At 61.1% G+C, this 18,767-nt stretch carries 13 protein-coding genes; 5 read left to right on the top strand and 8 right to left on the bottom strand.

Going from position 1 to position 18,767, the window contains the following annotated elements; genetic code table 11:
* Positions 1-23: 23 nt before the first annotated feature.
* The 8 genes from IAE77_RS18585 to IAE77_RS18550 form a co-directional block, all read right to left on the bottom strand.
* A complete protein-coding gene (locus IAE77_RS18585) occupies positions 24-1,466 on the bottom strand; it encodes a DUF1501 domain-containing protein (RefSeq protein WP_294229713.1) in 1,443 nt (480 codons plus the stop codon).
* On the bottom strand, positions 1,463-4,450 hold the full coding sequence (locus tag IAE77_RS18580) for a PSD1 and planctomycete cytochrome C domain-containing protein (protein ID WP_294229710.1): 2,988 nt from the start codon (positions 4,448-4,450) through the stop codon (positions 1,463-1,465). Before IAE77_RS18580 ends, IAE77_RS18585 begins: the two co-directional genes overlap by 4 nt.
* Positions 4,451-4,569: 119 nt before the next feature.
* A complete protein-coding gene (locus IAE77_RS18575) occupies positions 4,570-5,118 on the bottom strand; it encodes a DUF6036 family nucleotidyltransferase (protein ID WP_294229706.1) in 549 nt (182 codons plus the stop codon).
* Positions 5,100-5,432, bottom strand: coding sequence for a hypothetical protein (locus tag IAE77_RS18570; RefSeq protein WP_294229703.1), 333 nt, complete (start codon positions 5,430-5,432; stop codon positions 5,100-5,102). Before IAE77_RS18570 ends, IAE77_RS18575 begins: the two co-directional genes overlap by 19 nt.
* 56 nt (positions 5,433-5,488) lie before the next feature.
* Positions 5,489-6,172, bottom strand: a complete 684-nt coding sequence (locus IAE77_RS18565; RefSeq protein WP_294229700.1) for a hypothetical protein — start codon at positions 6,170-6,172, stop codon at positions 5,489-5,491.
* A complete protein-coding gene (locus IAE77_RS18560) occupies positions 6,169-7,629 on the bottom strand; it encodes a DUF1501 domain-containing protein (protein ID WP_294229698.1) in 1,461 nt (486 codons plus the stop codon). The genes IAE77_RS18565 and IAE77_RS18560 overlap by 4 nt, the downstream gene beginning before the upstream one ends.
* Before the next feature lie 96 nt (positions 7,630-7,725).
* Positions 7,726-10,893 (bottom strand): PSD1 and planctomycete cytochrome C domain-containing protein, encoded by a 3,168-nt coding sequence (locus IAE77_RS18555; protein ID WP_294229696.1) that lies wholly within the window; start codon positions 10,891-10,893, stop codon positions 7,726-7,728.
* 134 nt (positions 10,894-11,027) lie between these two features.
* The gene (locus IAE77_RS18550) at positions 11,028-13,205 is read right to left on the bottom strand and encodes a PPC domain-containing protein (protein WP_294229693.1); all 2,178 of its coding nucleotides are present in this window, start codon (positions 13,203-13,205) and stop codon (positions 11,028-11,030) included.
* Positions 13,206-13,356: 151 nt separating this feature from the next.
* Here IAE77_RS18550 and IAE77_RS18545 point away from each other — a divergent pair, with 151 nt between their 5' ends.
* From IAE77_RS18545 to IAE77_RS18525, 5 genes are all read left to right on the top strand, one after another.
* Positions 13,357-15,369 carry an alpha/beta hydrolase domain-containing protein gene (locus IAE77_RS18545; protein WP_294229691.1) on the top strand — a complete coding sequence of 671 codons (2,013 nt, stop codon included), beginning with the start codon at positions 13,357-13,359 and terminating at the stop codon, positions 15,367-15,369.
* Positions 15,370-15,456: 87 nt separating this feature from the next.
* Positions 15,457-15,819 carry a nuclear transport factor 2 family protein gene (locus IAE77_RS18540; protein ID WP_294229688.1) on the top strand — a complete coding sequence of 121 codons (363 nt, stop codon included), beginning with the start codon at positions 15,457-15,459 and terminating at the stop codon, positions 15,817-15,819.
* Positions 15,816-16,253 carry a GNAT family acetyltransferase gene (locus IAE77_RS18535; RefSeq protein WP_294229687.1) on the top strand — a complete coding sequence of 146 codons (438 nt, stop codon included), beginning with the start codon at positions 15,816-15,818 and terminating at the stop codon, positions 16,251-16,253. The genes IAE77_RS18540 and IAE77_RS18535 overlap by 4 nt, the downstream gene beginning before the upstream one ends.
* Positions 16,250-16,957, top strand: a complete 708-nt coding sequence (locus IAE77_RS18530) for an HAD hydrolase-like protein (RefSeq protein ID WP_294229685.1) — start codon at positions 16,250-16,252, stop codon at positions 16,955-16,957. The genes IAE77_RS18535 and IAE77_RS18530 overlap by 4 nt, the downstream gene beginning before the upstream one ends.
* A gap of 120 nt (positions 16,958-17,077) precedes the next feature.
* Complete coding sequence (locus tag IAE77_RS18525) at positions 17,078-18,481, top strand: Gfo/Idh/MocA family oxidoreductase (protein ID WP_294229682.1); 1,404 nt, start codon at positions 17,078-17,080, stop codon at positions 18,479-18,481.
* The last annotated feature ends 286 nt before the right edge of the window (positions 18,482-18,767 follow it).

Raw genomic sequence — 18,767 nt, 5'->3', positions numbered from 1 at the left:
ACAAAAGAGGTGATTGAGCGACATCACGCCAGGATCTCCTTCAGCACCCGGCACGGCTTCACGCCGACGATGCGCTGGTTGAGGCCTTGATAGGGGTAGGTGAGCTTGAGGTGATCGAGGCCGAGTTGGTGGAGGATGGTGGCGTGGAGATCGCGGGCCTGCACTTTGTCTAGCACGGCGTTGTAGCCGATTTCGTCGGTCTCGCCGTGGCTGATGCCGCCTTTGATGCCACCACCGGCCATCCAGATGGAATAGGCATCGACATGGTGATCGCGGCCCGGGGACTTCGCGGCGACGCCGCCACGGTTTTCCTGCATCGGCGTGCGGCCAAACTCACCGCCCCACACCACGAGCGTGTCCTCCAGCAGGCCGCGCTGCTCCAGATCGTGCAGCAGCGCGGTCATCGGCTTGTCCACCTGCTGGCACTTTTTCGGGAAGGCATCGTCGAGGCCGCTGTGGTGGTCCCATACCCAGTCAAAGAGCTGCACAAAGCGCACGCCGCGCTCGATGAGACGCCGCGCGAGCAGGCAGTTGTTCGCGAAGCTCTCCTTGCCCGGCTCCGTGCCATACATCTCGTGGATGTGCTTCGGCTCCTGCGTGATGTCCATGGCCTCGCTGGCGCTCATCTGCATGCGAAAGGCCATCTCATACTGCGCGATGCGCGTGACTGTCTCCACATCACCGAGCTGCTCGTAGGCACGCTGGTTGATCTTTTTCACCGCGTCGATCACGCCGCCGCGCAGGTGGCGATTGATGCCCGGCGGGTTCGAGAGATACAAAACGGGATCGCCCTCGCTGCGGCACTGCACGCCCTGATACACGCTCGGCAGGAAGCCGCTGCCCCACGCGGCCTTGCCCGCGTCCGGATTCTGCCCGCCGCTGAGCAGCACGACAAAGCCAGGCATGTTTTCACTCTCGCTGCCGAGGCCGTAGAGCGACCACGAACCGATGCTGGCGTGGCCGAGATTCTGACTTCCCGTGAGCGCGAGGAGCTGTGCAGGCGCGTGGTTGAACTGGTCCGTCTGCATCGACTTGATGATGCACACCTTGTCCATGACGGACTCGAAGTGCGGGAGCTTGTCACTCACCCACTGGCCGGTCTTTCTCTCCTGGTGGAAGGGGTAATACGGCCCCAGCAGCTTCGGCGTGCCGCGGATGAAGGCGAAGCGCTTGCCTTCGAGAAACTCCTTCGGGCAGTCCTTGCCGTTGAGCTTCTGCAGCACGGGCTTGTAATCGAAAAGCTCGAGCTGGCTCGGCGCACCGGACATGTGCATGTAGATCACGCGTTTCGCCTTTGCAGGCAACGCGGGCGACTGCGCCGCATTCGGCCTCGCGGGATCGCGCTCGGCACCGAGGCCCTGCTGCGCGATCCACGCGCCTCCGAGGCCGACGCCGCACTTCTGGAGGAAATGCCGGCGCGTGAACTGCTGCAACGTGTCGTGCTGGAGGTGGTGGAGCGCGTTCATTTAGTGAGGACGGTGTCGAGGTTGAGGATCGCGTTCGCGACGACGGCCATCGCAGCCTGCTCTGGCGTGCCGCCGAGCGGTTGGGCGAGTTTGGCGTCGGCTTTGTATTCGGTGAGAGCAGCGGCGTGCAGCGCGGTGAGGTCGCGAAGATCGGCGGAGGAGGGATTCGTGCCGGTGGCGAGCTCAAAGGCCAGCGTGATCTGCTTGGCGAGATCGCCGCAGGGCTCGACACGCTTCGCGAGTGCCACAGCAGCCTCGATGAAGACGGGATCGTTCAGCGTGACGAGTGCCTGGAGCGGCGTGTTTGTGGTGGATCGTCGCGCGGCGCACAGCAGGCGATCTGGCGCATCGAAGGTCAAACTGCTCGGATACGGGCTCGAACGACGCCAGTAGGTGTAGATGGAGCGGCGGTGCGCATCCTCTCCCTCGGCGTTTTTCCATTTCGCGCCGCTGCGGGCCGCACGCCAGATGCCGTCCGGCTGCACAGGCATCACCGGCGGGCCAAACATCTTCGGCGAGAGCACTCCGGCGACCGCGAGCGCATTGTCACGCACCATCTCGGCGGTGAGTCGCGTGCGTGGCCCGCGGGCGAGCAGGCGATTGCGTGGATCACGCTCGCGCAGTTCGGGCGTTGTCTTCGCGCCTTGACGATAAGTCGCGCTGAGCACGATCTCACGCAGCAGCTTCTTCATGCTCCAGCCGAGTTCGGATTGAAAACGCACCGCGAGATGATCCAGCAGCGCTTGATTCGACGGAGCCTGCCCGCTGCTGCCGAAGTCCTCCAGCGTCTCAACGAGGCCGAGGCCGAAAAGCTGCTCCCACACGCGATTCACGGCCACACGGGCGGTGAGCGGGTTCTTCGACGAAACCATCCATTTCGCCAAAGCGAGGCGCGGCGGCTCTTTCGACTCAGGAAGCCGTCCAAACACCGCCGGGATAGCTGGCGTGACGTGGTCGCCTTTGTCGAGCCAGTTGCCGCGCATGAAGACGGCCGTGTCGCGGCGCAAATGACGGTCCTGCTCCTGCAAAACGGGCATCAAGGCATTCGCGATGCCTGCGCGATCTTTTTCGAGCTTCGCCAGCTCCGTTTCGCGATCCGCGAAGGCCTTGCTCGTCGCGTAGCTCGTCCACTCATCGCTGTCGCTGATGGCGAAGCGGCTGCGATTCGTCACCAGCGGCGCGTAGCCGAAGCCGCCTTCATCATGACGCATCAGGATGCGCAGCTTCGCACCCGGCGGCAGATCGACAGGCTTCGAGGGAATGAGCACGAGGCGTCGCGCATGTGTCATGCGCGGATTCGCACCCCAGCCGCCTTTGTCGGCATTCAGCGTCGTTTGTGCGTCAAACACCGGATCAGCCTCATCGCCGAGCGCATAGGAGAAAGTGATCTCGCCGGGCTGTGCAGGCGGATTTGGCACGCCCTTCGGTGCGGGCGGCGAGGAGACTTTTTTCTTCGCGCTGGCATCCACGGCCACATCCACTTCCTTTTCCGGCGGAGCATTCGTCGCGGCATAAACAGCCTTCTCCGTCTCTGGCGTCACCACAATGGCCCGCAGCAGCGAAACTACAAAACCCAGCTCTGCGCTGCTTTGCGCCTTCGCCGGATCGAGCGGCAGCGCATCCATCTTCAGCGCGGTGAGCTTCTTCATGCCCTTCGGCACCGGCGCATCAATCGTGAACACCGAGTAGTGCGACACCGTGCCCTCCGCGACGACATCCATCACGCCATCGGCCGCTTTTTTCGTCGTGAGCTTTGTTTGGCCGGAGGATTGCACGCAACACGGCTCCAGCGCGGACCATTTCGACTCCGCAGAGCGCTTTTCCATCTCTGCCACCTTCGCAGAGCGCAGCGCGAGCAGTCGTGAATCAAGCTGCTGCGCCTTCGCAAAGTCTGCCTCCTTCAACGGCACGCGCAGCTTTGGCTCGTCCTCCGGCAGGTCCCAGTCCTTCTGCGTGTTGAAGAAGGCCATGTAGTTGTAGAACTCGGTGTTCTCGAAGGGATCGTAAGGATGCGAGTGGCACTGCACGCAGTTGAAGGTCACGCCTTGAAACGTGCGCCACGTCGTCGCGATGCGGTCCACCACGGCCACGACGCGGAACTCTTCATCATCCGTGCCACCTTCGGAGTTCGTCGGCGTGTTCCGGTGAAACGCCGTGGCGATCCGGTCATCCAGCGTGGCCTTCGGCAGCAGATCACCGGCGAGCTGCTTGATCGTGAACTGGTCAAAAGGCATGTCCGCATTGAACGCCCGCACCAACCAGTCGCGATACGGCCAGATGATGCGCGGCTTGTCCGCCTCATAGCCCTGCGAGTCCGCGTAACGCGCGAGATCAAGCCACACACTCGCCCAGCGCTCGCCAAAGGCCGGCGATTTGAGCAAACGGTCCACAATCATCTCATACGGCATCACTTCGAGTGCCTGCAGGTCTTCCGGCGTCGGTGGCAGGCCCGTGAGATCAAAGGTCACGCGCCGCAGCCACTGCCTCCCCTCAGCCTCCGGCGATGGTTTAAGCCCTTCCTTCTCCAGTTTGGCTAAAACGAAGGCATCCAGCGGCTGCTTCGGCCACTTTGCCTCCTTCAGCGAGGGCTTCGCTGGTTCTTTCGGCGGCATGAAGGCCCAATGCTCATCCCACGGCGCTCCCTGAGCGATCCACTCCCGCAGCAAAGCGACCTCTTTCTCCAACAAAGGCTTCCCATGCTTCGGGGGCGGCATGATCTCGTCCGTGTCCGAGGTCGTCACCCGCGCGATGATGGCCGACTTCTCCGGCTTACCCGGCACGACGGGGAACTCGCCCGAATTCGCCGGTTCCAGCACTTTGTTGTGATACACCAGCGAGAGATCCCCCGAGTGCTTCACCCCGCCGTGACAGGCATTGCAGTGCTTGTTGAAGATCGGCTTGATGTCGCGAGCGAAATCGACCGTGGCCGCGCCGGCATGTGTGAATCCGAGCGCGAGGAGTCCGGTGAAAAGGAATCGTTTCATGGGTGTGCACCGCCTGCGGACGGCGATGATGAAATACGTTCATCGCATCACTCCCTTCTCGCCGAAGGCTTCGCACGGCTGAGCCGTGCTTGCGCAGCAGTGCGACTATCTTGACCGTGTCACGCCGCTGGTTTCCTTGCCTCCGCCACCGCCTGCTCCAGCACCTGATGGGTTCGCACGATCCACTTTTCCTCCATCGGCGTGTCCCAGAGCAGCTTGCGAACCTTTTGCTCATCCAGCCGCTTCGTTGCCAGCAGAAAGGCCAGCAACCTCACATCCTTCGGCCGCCCCGCAAACAGCTTAGCCACCGCCATGTCATGCGGATCAAGCGCAAACACCCTCGGGCAGCCCTCCAGCGGCACCAAACGATCACGGAAGTCTGGCGGGAAGCAGTCAAAGGCGGCGGGAGAGATGATGTCCGCGTAGTAGCCAAAGTGGTCGTAGAACAGGCTCTCTTTGCCCACAGCGTTGTTCAACGCCTTGCCAAGGCTCTGCTCCCATGGCTCAAAGATGAAGTCGGCATCTTTCGTTTGTCGGTAAAGATCGCATTCGATGCCGAGTTCCGGGTAAGTGGCGAAAACGGATGCGGAACCGAAAACCACAATGGTCGAATCGGGAGCCAGAGCGGCCGCGGAACTCGCCAGATGTTTCAGTGCCTCGACGCGCATATGAACTGCCTTTTTTCAGATGGGCCCAGCACGCCAGGAAACGGATCAAAGCCTTTGAAGAAGCGTGTGTCCTCGTCATCTGCTCGCAGGATGCCTACCAGCTTGAGCAGCCCGTCACGAGATTGCTTGGCCGCCTCAATCAATCCTTCCCATCGGGCAAGCTGATCCAGCCCCCATGACCCACGCTTCCTCCAGCGGGAGATGGTTTCGAGGGGAATGTCCAGCAGCGCTGGCTCACGCTCAAACTTGTCTGCCAGGTAGCAGAAGTAAGCGTGCTCCAGCTTGTCGCCAGTGTCATCGTGCTCTTTGAACATGGGGTGGAGTTTATCTCTCCAAAGCTTCCTGCCAAGTGCCGGTTTAGCGCCATTGATCAGCGATGGCCTGCCTTGATCCAGATCAGCAAATAGGTGAACCCATGACCGAATCCTTTCTGGAGAAGAAAAGTATCGTAATCATTGCTGTCCGCGTGTCCGCCAGCAAATCGACGCAACGAATCGCTGCAGCCTGAAAACTTTCCAAGGGTGCTCTTGGGAGCCGTGTGATTGGCATGCGGATACTCAAGCACGTGGCAGGCTGCGTCGATAGAATCCGCGTAGCGCAGCATCTGGTCTCTCAGTGACGGGCCGAGCACAAAGGTGCCGCCATCACGCACGCCACTCACGCGGCGCTGCTTCTCATACTCGGGCAGAAATGACCGGATATCCATCCAGGTCTTGGCAAGCACGTTGACGGCTGGCTGATAGAGCGGATCGAGCCCGGCATCTCGAATGCCGATAGCAAGGGAAGGGGTCTGCAACGTCTTGCCCGCCATTACCAAGGCAGGATCCGGTATGCCGTTCAAACTCGCAACGAAACCACTGAAGTCCTCGTGCCCATAAGCATCAGTAGCGATGGTTTGCAGATTCGAGCCCTTCTTGACGACGACCGAGGCCGTTGCGGGTGCCGGCACATCTTCGATCCTCACAACGGGTAGAGGCCACGCTGTAGCGGCGGGTTTTCTTCCGCAGCCTGCAACTGCGACCAATCCGGCAAAAATGACGATATGAAGTTTCACCCGATGATCTCCTTGATCGGATGCTGCCTCTCCACACCGGTCAGTCGTGCATCCAGCCCTTGGAATTTGTAGCTGAGGCGCTCGTGGTCGATGCCGCACTGGTTTAAGATCGTGGCGTTGATGTCGTTCAGGTGCGCGGGGTCGGTGGCGATGTTGTAGCTGAAGTCATCGCTCTCGCCGTAGCTGGTGCCGCCTTTGATGCCGCCGCCGGCCATCCACATGCAGAAATTCCGCGGATGATGATCGCGACCGTAGTTCGTCTGCGAGAGACCGCCCTGCGAATAGACCGTGCGGCCAAATTCACCGCCCCAAATGACGAGCGTGCTGTCGAGCAGGCCGCGCTGTTTGAGATCAGTCAAAAGAGCGCCGATGGGCTGGTCGGTGTCGCGGCATTGGAGGCGGATGTCGCTCGGCAGATTGCCGTGCTGGTCCCAGCCGCGATGCAGCACCTGCACCACGCGCGTGCCGCGTTCGACGAGACGACGCGCGAGGAGGGCGCTTGCGGCAAAGGTGCCCGGCTTCTGCACCTCGGGGCCATACATGTCGAGCGTGGCCTGGCTCTCGGATTTCAGATCGACGAGCTCCGGCACGCTCGTCTGCATGCGGAAGGCCATCTCATACTGCGAGATGCGCGCCTGGATCTCCGGATCACCGAATTTCTCAAAGCTGTGCGCGTTCATCTGCGCCAGCGTGTCGAGCATCGCACGACGATTGGCAGGCGAGACGCCATCGGGATTCTGAATATAGAGCACCGGATCGCCCACGGCACGCAGCGCCACACCGCTGAACTGGCTCGGCAAAAAGCCGCTGCTCCACATGCGGGTGAAAAGCGCCTGAGCCATCGCCTTCGCGCTCCACGTCGGCGTTAGCACCACAAAGGCCGGCAGATCATTGCTCTCGCTGCCGAGACCGTAGGCCAGCCACGAGCCGAGACTCGCAAAGCCCGGCACCTCGCGTCCGGTCATCACAAAGGTGCACGCGGGGTCGTGGTTGATCGCGTTCGTGTGCACCGTTTTGATCAAAGCGATGTCATCGACGTGCTTCGCCGTGTGCGGCAACAACTCGCTCACCCAGCGCCCGCACTGCCCATGCTGCGCGAACTTGAAAAGGCTCGGAGCCACCGGAAAACGCGCCTGCTTGCTCGTCATGCCCGTCAGCCGCTGCCCGCCCTGCACGCTCGGGGGAAGGTCCTTGTCATACCACTGCTGCAAGCCCGGTTTGTAATCCCAAGTATCGAGCTGCGACGGCCCACCGTTCATGTGCAGGTAAATGACCGCCTTCGCCTTCGCCGCAAAGTGCGGTAGCCCCGGCAACGGCTCATGCACCTGCGTTTTGGACGCCGCGAAAGCCTCCCGGCCCATCGCATACGTCAAACCGAGCCCGCCAAGGCGCAGGCCGCTATGGCCGAAGAACTGACGGCGCGTTTGGAGGAGATGGGATTTAAAGAGAGGATTCATGAGAAAAGGGAGCTGGGATTAACCACAGAGTTCACAGAGAGGCACAGAGATCAGAACTCTGTGTTCCTCCGTGACCTCTGTGGTGAGTCAGTGGCGTTAGTTGCGGGTGACTGTTTCATCGAGGTTGAGCACCAAATTCGCGATCAAGGTCCACGCGGCAGTTTCAGCAGGTGCGGCAACTTTCTTCGGAGTGGATTCTCCGGCCGAAATCGCTTTCTCGGCGGCTTGTGGGTTCTTTTGATAAAGCGCCCGTTGTTTCGCCAAGGCGGCGGTGAGCATCGAAAACTCCTTCGCGTCCGGTTTGCGGCTCAAAACGATGCGGAAGAGCCAGTGGAGGCGTTTTTCGTCTTCTGAGCCGCCTTCGGCGATGACGCGTTCGGCGAGCGCTCGCGCGGTTTCGAAGTGCTGGACGTCGTTGAGGAGCTGGAGGGCTTGCATCGGGGTGTTGCTGCGTTCGCGGCGGGTGCAGCTTTGCTCGCGGTTGGGCGCGTCGAAGTTGCTCATGAAGGGCGGCGGGGCGGTGCGCTTGAGGAAGCTGTAAAGGCTGCGGCGATAGAGGGACGGACCGTGGTCTTGCAGGTAGTAGCGCGTGTTGCTGTCGCCATAGCCGACGGGCTCCCAGATGTTCGGCGGCTGGTAGGTGCGCACGCCGCGACCTCCCATTTCGAGATTGATGAGGCCGCTGACGAAGAGCGCATTGTCGCGGATCTGCTCGGCATCGAGCCGCACACGCGGCCCGCGGGCGAGCAGACGGTTTTCGGGATCGAGGCTGAGGAGGTTCGATTCGACAGGCGAGGCCTGTTTGAAGGCTTTGGTCATCAAAAACTCTTTGAGGAGCTGTTTCACATTCCAGCCGCTCTTTTGAAAAGTGACCGCGAGATGATCGAGCAGCTCAGGATGGCTCGGAGGCTCGCCCTGGGAGCCGAAGTCGTGACTCGTCTTCGCCAAACCGATGCCGAAAACCTGCTGCCAGAAGCGATTCACGGTCACTCGGGCCGTCATCGGGTTTTCAGGAGCCACAAGCCACTGCGCGAGATCGAGACGCGTGGCGCGAGCACCCGTTTTCTTCAGCGGATGAAACGCGGCGGGCGTGGTGGGCTCGACTTTGTCGCCGAGTTTGTTGTAGGCGCCGCGCATGGCGATGAAGGTGTCGCGCGGCTTTTCTTCATCACGGAAGATGAAGGTGCCCGGAATGGCCAAATCGGCCGCGGAACGAGTGACTCGTGCCACCTCCCAAGCTGTGCGGTGGTTGGCGTGTTCATCGGAGAGCGGGTGGACGATGCGGGCGAGGTAGAAGTGCAACAAAGCCTCGCGTTCTTTGACCTCAGCAGCACTGGCTTCTTGTTCGGCATCGGCCTGCTTTTTGACAAAGGCAGCAGTGGCTTCAGGTGTCGGATTGGCTTCCAGCTTTGGCAATTTTGCCTTCAAGGCGGCTAGGCGGGTTTGGCGCAGCTTGGCGGGATCAGTCATCAGAGTGCCCACCAGCGCCCCAGGCAACTCGGTCGGCTGCTTTTTGCCCGCGCTCACCGCTTTCCACCAAGCCGTGAACGACGCCAGCAAATCTGCCGACGACGAGATCTGGCTAGTGACGGCGCACAAATCCCACACGACCGTGCCACCGACCTGCTGCACGGCGATGCTGCTGATGCGACCTCCCCCTTTCAGGCCGAGCGCGGCAGGATCAAAGCTCAGCAAAGTCCACACGCCTGGCTTTGGCAGCGGACCGGCGGTGACGGCATCTTCTTTTCCATAGGTCGTCGCTTCAAAGACCTTGGCATCGCCCCACAGAATGCGGCGGCCATTGAGCTCAATGCTAATCACTCCCGGCGTGTTTAGCGGATCAAGCCGCACCCAGGCGCTGACTCGTGGCGAATCACCCAAAATGATCGGCTGAAGCGTCGGCGTGATGGTCTCTTGGCTGAACTGGCCGTTGCTGAGCTGCAACACCCGCTGGCCTGACTTTGCTCTGAACGCAGGCTCCTTCAGCCAGGCGCTGGCATTGCGCGTGGTATTCCGTGTCTCGGAACCGAGGGCGAATTCATCATCGAAGATCACCTGAGTGGTCGTCTGTGCCGCCGCTGAGGGTTTGACCATCGCCGGGTCCGTGTAAGCGACCTCTTTGATGAAGTCTTCGAGCTGCTTCAGAGCATCCGCCTCGGCCTTTGTCGCGACTTCGAGTGCTTTTCGCTGCTCGGGCGTCGGCAGGCGCAGGTAGGGCTCGGTGGTGTTGATGTTCTTGTCCATCGGCGGATCGGCGCTGCTGTAGAAGAAGGCGTAGAGCGAATAAAACTCCTCCGTGGTGAGCGGATCGTATTTGTGATCGTGACACTGCGCGCAGCCGCCCGTGAGGCCGAGCCACGCGGTGGTGAGCGTCGCCGCGCGGTCCACCGCATAAAGATGGCGGTATTCCTCGTCGATCGCGCCGCCTTCGCTGGTGGTCACATTGCAACGCGAGAAGCCGGTGGCGATGAGTTGATCGCGCGTGGCATTCGGGAGCTGGTCGCCCGCGATCTGCCACACGGTGAATTGATCGAAGGGCAGGTTCTCATTGAAGGCCCGCACCACCCAGTCGCGGTAGGCCCACATGTTGCGCTCGTTGTCGAGATGGAGGCCGTGCGTGTCCGCGTAGCGCGCCACATCCAGCCAATGCCGCGCCATCTCCTCGCCAAAGCGCGGCGACTTCATGTAGCGGTCCACCATCGCCTCGTAGTTGCCGTCTTTTAAATAGGCATCCACCTCCGCCAGCGTCGGCGGCAGACCGGTGAGGGTGAACGACACGCGGCGGATGAGCGTCTCTTTGTCTGCTTCATCGGCGAAGGCGAGCTTGTCCTTCGCCTGACGCGCGGCGAGCAGCGCATCGATGCTCGTGCCGGACGTTTCGAGCGGCTTTTCAAACGCCCAGTGCTTCTGATACGGTGCGCCTTGCTCGATCCAGAGCTTCAACATGTCCTTCTGCTTCTGCGTGAGCTTCTTGTGCGACTTCGGCGGCGGCATGAGGTCGTCCTCGTCGGTCGTGATGATGCGCTGCCAGACCTCGCTCTTCGCCAGATCGCCCGGTTTGATGGGAAACGCGCCGTCCTTCGCCGTGTAGGCACCTTCCGGCGTGTCGAGCCGCAGCTCGGCCTCGCGCTTCTTCGAATCAAAGCCGTGGCACGCGAAGCAGTTCTCCGAGAGGATCGGGCGGATGTCGCGATTGAAGCTGAGCGGCTCCTCCGCGGCGGCAGCAGCGGCAAGAGCGACAAAAAGGACGGAGGGACGAATCATGCGTGGCATACATACGCCACACGCGATGGGGATTCAGGCTTTTGGTTTGGCGAATCCCCGCATCCACGGACGGATACCACACCGGCTTTGCTCCGGCTTACGTTTATCTTGTCTGCGAGCCTTCGAAGCCCGCGTCACTTTGCCGCCGTGGTCACGGCCGCCGGCTTCACGCTCACGCGGATCGGCTGCGAGATCAGGATCTCCACCGTGTCCGTGGGATTCGCGGCAGTGGAGATCGACTTCATCTTGCTCGTCGCTGCTGTCATGGCAGCTTCGGCCTGCTTTTGCTTCTCAGCGGCTTTTTTTGCTGCTTCGGCATCGGTGGCGGCGATTTTTTTTGCTTCCGCTGCCGCAGAGGCCAGCGCAGCCTCAGCTTGCTTTTGTTCGGCTTCCGCCAAAGGCACGGCGGCAGGGTTGTAGCGGTATTTGCAGATGCCCAGACTTTGCAGAGCGAAGGTGTAATCGCCCGGTGCGATCTTTAACTCAGCCAGATTGAGGGCGAGTTCGTGCGTGGCGGCCTTCATCGGGATGTCGAACTCCTTGATGGCGCTGAAACCTTCGCCGTAGGCCTTCACTTTGATCGAGGTGCCGTTGAACTCGTTCCGCCAGGTCAGCTTGAGGGGGATTTTCAGCGTTTCTCCCGCCTTGGCCTCGAAGACCTTGTCTTCGGCCGTGGAGATGGTCAGCGGCGCTTGTTCGGAGTCGGTGATCGAGACGGGGATGTCAGCAACGAGTCGCGGGGCGGGGATTTCGCCTTTCGCGTCCTTCACCGGCCATTCCATGCTCGCGAGCCGCACCGGCCGCACGACTTCTTTGCCGCCGATGACGGCCTTGCCGGTGATTTTGGCGAGCGAAAAGCCACGCGGCGCCTTTTCATCTGCGGTGAGAATGAGATGGCCGTAGGTCTTGCCCTTGGCGATCTTCAAACCCGTGGCGCTCACTCCCTGCGGCAGCCCTTCCATCGATATCTCGATCTCGCCATCGAAGCCATCGCGACGCTGCACGACGACCTCAAACGCACGCGCATCGCCCTGGCGCAGGGCCATCGGTTTGGACAGTGAGGCGCGGTCACCATTGCGCAGCGTCATGTGCACAGCCCAGGCGGCGAGCGAGAAATCCGGCGCGGCCTGGCGGACAATGAGGCGGTAGATGTTGTGTGGGTCGGTGCGTGTGCCGCCGAACAGGTCACGCACCTGCAGGCGGTACGTGCCGTCTTCTTTGACCTCGAATTTGCCGAGCACGTCCGGCGAGCCGGCATCGTAGGGAGGGCCGTCGTAGCTATAGCCATTGCTAGTGACCTTCATCGGCGGTGCGATGTCGTAGAGCTCAGCGACATCGGTGAATTTGCCGTCCTTCACCTGCTGCACGAGCACGAAGGGATCGGTGTTGAGGCCAAGGCGCTCGCTGGCAACCTCCACCCACCACGTCTCGCCCTTCTTTGCGGCGAACTCATAGGTATCGACATCCGCAGCCGGAAAGAATGCGCCGCTGATGTCGGCGGGCAGAGCGATCTTCTGTGCCTCCTTGTTGTTCGGCTCGGTTTCCTTGGCCGCGGCCGTGGCTGCGAGTCCATCTGGCGGCCAGGACATCGCGCTGACCATCTGTGTCTGCGGTTGCGGCTCGGCAGGACCTTTTTGCAAGGCAAGACGGTAGAAGTGGCGTTCGCCACCCTGGTAGGTGAGATCGCTGACCTTGATGATGTAAGTGCCGTCTGCGGGAGGCGTGAAGTCGATCATGCCACCGGTGCGGTTCACCTTGAGATCAGCCCCTTTGCCGTCCGCGAGGATGAGGACTGGCGTGAGCCGCGAATCAATGCCGACGGCGGCACAATCTATCGCCACAGGCTGGCCCTTCACACCCTGGAACGAATAAAAGTCCACCGCGCGTTTGGTCATCGTCGCGTTGCAGATCGAGCCCACCGCGAGCGGCAGGGCGGTTTCGAGCGTGTTGTTTGCTTTGGCGCGAACGACTTCCGGCAGCTTGTTCACCGAAAAGGCCCGCGTCGAAGACACGCCGAGCCGCGAGATAACGCGAGCATCGTAAACGCCGACAGGCGCATCCGCGGTGATGCTGACGGTGAACTTGTTCGTGGCACCGGCGACCGGCTTTGCCGTGATCTTCGGCGTTGAGAAGGTCAACTCGGTCACATCCTCGATGTTTTCTCCCGTGATCGTGACTTCGACATTCTGACCGGCCTGGCCACCCATCGGCATGATCGTGAGCAGGCGCGGCAACGGCAACGTGACCTGCTGCGCCAGTGCAGAGCAGGAGACGGCAAAAACGGAGAGCAGTGAGAAGAGACGCGGGGACATGACTAAAAACCTACGCATCGAGATGGCCGATCTGTTTCACCATTCCTTGGTTTCGAGGGGATCGAAAAACAAATGAGGCAATTCTGGACGCAGGAAAGCCTCCTGCCGGCCAGACGTTCTCTGCCTTGGCCGTGACAAGCCGCCTTTGACCATGATGTTCCGCCATTTCCGACTCAGCCTCATTTTCAGCCTGGCCACTCTCGCTCATGCCGAGGTGACGCGCATCGAGATCAGCGAGCGCTCCTCGTTTGCCGCAGGCAAAGCCTTCGGCCCCTCGGGTGCCTACGAGCGCCTCAAGGGCCGGATGTTCATCGAGACTGAGCCCGCGAACGGGGCCAACGCCCGCATCAGCGACCTCCAGCGGGCTCCGCGCAATGCTCGCGGCATGGTGGAGAGTTGGACGGACTTCTTTCTGCTGAAGCCGGTCGATGCGACCAAGGGCAACGGCGTGCTGCTCTACGACGTGAACAATCGCGGCAACATGCTGGCGCTGTGGACCTTCAACGATGGCGAGCGCACGAACGATCCGAAAACGGAGGCGCATGCCGGCCATGGCTTTCTCATGAAGCAGGGTTTCTCCGTGCTGTGGTGCGGTTGGAACGGGGAGGTGCAGGCGGATGACACGCAGCGGCTGCTGTGCGGTCTCCCCATCGCGACGGACAATGTCAAGACGATCACCGGCAAAGCGCATCTGGAGATCACGAGCACGGAGAAAGTCTTCAGCCGGGCCTTCTCGTGGAGCCCGTGGGGCATCGGCGCTGCGTTTCCATCCGTGAGTCTCGACAATGCCGACGCCACGCTCACGATGCGGCCGCATCGCGGCGTGGATGGCATTGAGGTGCCGCGTGAGGAGTGGGCGTTTGGACGTTGGGAGAATGAGAAGCTCATTCCCGATGCCACGCACGTCTATGTGAAGGCCGGTTTGCGGCCTGGCTGGCTCTACGACCTCGTTTACACGGCCAAAGAGCCTCGCGTGACCGGTCTCGGCCTCACCGCGATGCGTGACTGCGTGGCGTTCTTTCGTCACGGCGATGCCAAAACGAATCCGCTGGCCGACGCGCTGCAAAAAGCCTGCGTCTTCGGCATCTCGCAGTCGGGCCGTGTCATTCATCACTTCCTCTATGAAGGCCTGAATGGCGATGAGCAGGGCCGCATCGTCTTTGACGGTGCCTTGATCCACGTCGCGGGCTCCGGCAAAGGCATGTTCAACCATCGCTTCCGCATGAGCACGGAGTATGGCACGCAGCACGAAGGCCATCTCTCCGGCAGCGAGTTCTTCCCGCTCGCTCCGCTGCCGCAAACCGATTCCATCACCGGCGAGTCCGGCGACTCGCTCGCTCGTTCGCGGAAGTCCGGCCACACGCCGCGCATGCTCTTCACGCAATCCTCCACCGAATACTGGAGCCGCGCTGCCTCGCTGCTGCACACCGATGTCGAAGGTAAAACTGACCTCACCTTGCCCGACGACGTGCGTGTGTATCTCGTGGCCGGTGCCGAACATCTCGGCAAGAGCGACGGCACACCCGGCATCTGCCAGCAACCGCGCAACACGCTCGATGATCGCGGCCCCGTGCTGCGTGCGATGCTCACGCATCTCGTCGAGTGGGTGAAAAGCGGAAAAGCACCGCCGCCGAGCCGTCACCCGCGTCTCGCCGACCAAACGCTCGTGTCCTTTGACACCTGGAAATCGCAGTTTCCGAAGATTCCCGGCCACAACCTGCCCACCCATGCCTACCAGCCTCCGCGACTCGACTTCGGCCCGCGTTTCCAAAGCGAAGGCATCGCCGACATCATCCCGCCAAAAATCGGCAAGCCATTCCATACGCTCGTGCCCGCCGTGAATGCCGACGGCAATGAAACTAGCGGCATCGTGCTCCCCGAGATCGCCGTCCCTCTCGGCACCTACACCGGCTGGAACCTCCGCTCCCCTCAAGTCGGTGCCGAAACGATGCTCTCGCCGCTGGATGGCATGTTCATCCCCTTCGCCAAAACCAAAGCCGAACGCGAAAAGACCGGCGACCCGCGTCCCTCCCTCGAAGAACGCTATCCGACGCCTGCCGACTATCTCTCGCGACTCACGGATGCTGCCAAGAAACTCCAGACAGAGGGTTTTCTGCTTGAGGAGGATGTCACGAGGATCATCGAACGCGCGTCAGCAAAGTAGCCATCTTGCTCTGCAAGATGAGCTGAGGGCTCTCGGGTACCCGCAGATGCTTGAGGCATTCGTAATCACGAATACTCTCGGCACTCTATGTCAGCCTCAACACCCGAATCCATCGTCCAGCGCCAGCTCGATGCCTACAACGCCCGCGACGTCGAGGGGTTGATGGCGACGTATGCGGAGGACGTGCAGCAGTTTGAGTATCCTGATACGTTACTGTGCAGCGGTGCCGCGCAGTTGAGGGAGCGCATGACCGCGCGTTTGAGCGATCCCTATCTCCACGCGCGGCTCATTCATCGCGCCGTGACGGGAAGTGTGGTCATCGACCATGAGGAAGTGACCCGCACGTTCCCGGATGGCACGGGCAAGATCGAGCTGGTGGCGATTTACGAGGTGCGCCATGGGAAGATCGTCACGGCGCGATTTATCTCCGGCCAAAGGACACTGACATGAACACCACGATCACACTCTTCGACAACCCAGTTCATCGCGATCAAGTCATCGCGTTGTGGAATGCCGTCTTCGGCTACGAATCGGCCCACAACGAGCCATCGCTGGTCATCGACAAGAAATTGGCGGCCGATGATGGGTTGTTCTTTGTCGCCCTCAACGCGAGCCAAGTCATCGGCACCATCATGGCCGGCTACGACGGCCATCGCGGCTGGATCTACTCCGTGGCGGTGCATCCTGAGCATCGAATGCAGGGCATTGGATCGCTGTTGGTGTCGCACGCCGAGCGCGCTTTGACCGAGAGGGGATGCATGAAGATCAATCTCCAGATCGTGGCTGGCAACGAGTCGGTGGCGGCCTTCTATGCATCACTCGGCTACGCTGTTGAGCAGCGGGTGAGCATGGGCAAGCGCATCCAGGAAAACATTACCTCATGATCACTGAGCATCTGCTTTCTGATCCACGCCCACGAAGCACGATCATCTTCGATGCCGACGGCACCTTGATCGGCGGAGAGCCGACCGACTGGGCGAGTTTTGAGGCGGCGTTTCTGGAGGTGGCAGGCTTTGCTTTGACCAGTGAGTTCTACGACCGCATCGAAGAAGTCACTGCCAAGGCCCTCGTGCATCAGGCGCTGGCGGACATCGAATATGAGGAGCGTCTTCTCAAAGAACAGGCGGTTGCCGAAGGCTTCCTGCGCCGGTTGAAGTCCGCGCACAGCGAAGACCGTGCATGTTTCCCGGCAGTTGAGGGTGCTGTGGCGTTGCTGCACGAATTGAAGGCAGCGGGACTTCGCGTTGCCATTGCCACTGGTGACTGGCGTGAGTCGATCACCTTCAAGCTCCGCGCCGCTGGCGTTCCGTTTGAGGACATCCCCATCGTGACTTCCTCGGAGCACTACTCGCGTGCCGACATCATCCGCGCCGCTGTGACCGAGGCGGGCGGATCGCTGGATGAAGCCGTGTATGTTGGCGACGGTCTGTGGGATCTACGGGCCTGCGTGCGGCTGGGGATTCCCTTCATCGGTGTCGGCCATCGGAAGGAGCGCCTGCGAAAAGCTGGAGCACTGCATGTGCTCGATGATCTGCGACCAGCCGAGTTTTGGCGCGTGCGCGACATCCTTCACGCCGCCTCCACATGAACTGACACCCATGAACATGCTCCACCATCTCTCCTTCGTCGGCACCTCTCGCGGAGCGAGAGGGCTACTTTGCTTCGCGAGACGAAGAGTTTTGCCACCACCAGCGTATCGTTTCACCGCATGAATCCCGCCCCGATCTCCTCACGCCGACACTTTCTCAAAACCGCCGCCGCAGCGGTGACCACGTTCAACATCGTGCCTCGGCATGTGCTGGGTGGGCCGCGATTTGTGCCGCCGAGTGAGAAAGTGAATGTTGCGATCATCGGCACGGGCGGGCAGGGGCGCTCGAATGTGCGGAATCTTTTCCCGGTCGATCAATGCCAGATCATCGCGGTGGCTGATCCGGCGGAGTCGTTCAGTTTGGAGAACTTTTACTTCAAAGGCATGGGCGGTCGGCTGCCGGTGAAGGCGGAGATCGAGAAACACTATGCGGAGAAGACGCCGAACTTCCGCTGCGCGGACTACATCGACTTCCGCGAGATGCTGGAGAAGGAGAAAGCCATCGACGCGGTGCTCATCGCCACGCCGGATCATTTGCATGCGTATTGCTCGGTGGTCGCGATGCGGGCCGGGAAGCATGTTTATTGTGAGAAGCCGCTCACGCACAACATCTGGGAGGCGCGTCATGTGGCGAAAGTGGCTGCGGAGACTGGCGTGGCCACGCAACTCGGTAGTCAGGGGCATTCCTCGCTCGGCACGCGTGAGACCATCGAATACATCCAGGCGGGGGCCATCGGTGCGGTGCGTGAGATTCATGTGTGGGTCGGTGCGGGTCGATGGAATCCCACGCTCACCGGACGTCCCACCGACACGCCAGCGGTGCCTGCGGGACTGAATTGGGACCTGTGGCTCGGGCCGCGTCAGGAGCGTCCGTTTCATCCGGCTTACTTCCCTGTCGCGTGGCGTGATTTCTGGGACTTCGGCTGCACGGGCATCGGCGACTTCGCCTGCCACGACATGAACACGGCGGTGCGTGCCTTTGACCTGCCCGTCCCCTCTCGCATCGAAGCTCATGCGGCAGGCAAGATGGACAGCGAGATCGCGCCGCATGGCTCGCTCATTTACTACACCTTCCCGGCTGCGGGCACGCGACCAGAGATCCGCATGACGTGGTATGACGGCGGCCTGATGCCGCCCACTCCGGAGGCGATGGGCGATGTGAGGCTGCCGAGGCGCGGTTGTTTGTTCATCGGCGAAAAAGGCGTCATCCAATGTGATGGCGGTGGTGGACAGCCACGCTTGTATCCCGCCGCGCTGCGCGAGGGCTTCAAGAAACCGGAGCCGCGTCTCAAACGATCCGATGGTCATCATCTCGACTGGATCAATGCCTGCAAAGGCGGCGAGCCTGCAACGAGTCCCTTCGCCTACGCCGCGCATCTCACGGAGATTGCGCTGCTGGGTCTGCTCTCACTGCGCACGCAAAAGCCCATCGAATGGGATGCGCCCGCGATGAAGGCCGTAGGCTTGCCCGCTGCGGATGCATTCATTAAGGAAACCTATCGCAAAGGCTGGGAAGTCGTCTGAGCCGTGATTGAAGGCAGTAGAATGGGGCAGTAGAATTGAAGAGGCAGAAACAGAAATGCAAAAATTCTACTGCCCCCATTCTACTGCCTGCTGCTTCCCCCTTAACCCTCAACGCATCGCATGAGCGAAACCATCGACTTCACCCCTCTCACCACCGCCGACCGCGAACCCATCGCGCGGCTGCTGCATCGCGCTCTCGTTCATTGGTATGAGAGCCGTCTAGGCAGTGTTTTAAAACCTCAAAAGGCGAGAGAAAGAAGTTGTACTCACGGGTTGGATAACGGAT

This window comes from Prosthecobacter sp. (assembly GCF_014879935.1).
Lineage (GTDB): Bacteria > Verrucomicrobiota > Verrucomicrobiia > Verrucomicrobiales > Verrucomicrobiaceae > Prosthecobacter.
Note: the sequence above shows the minus strand (reverse complement) of the source record. Positions and strands in the feature narration are given on the sequence as shown.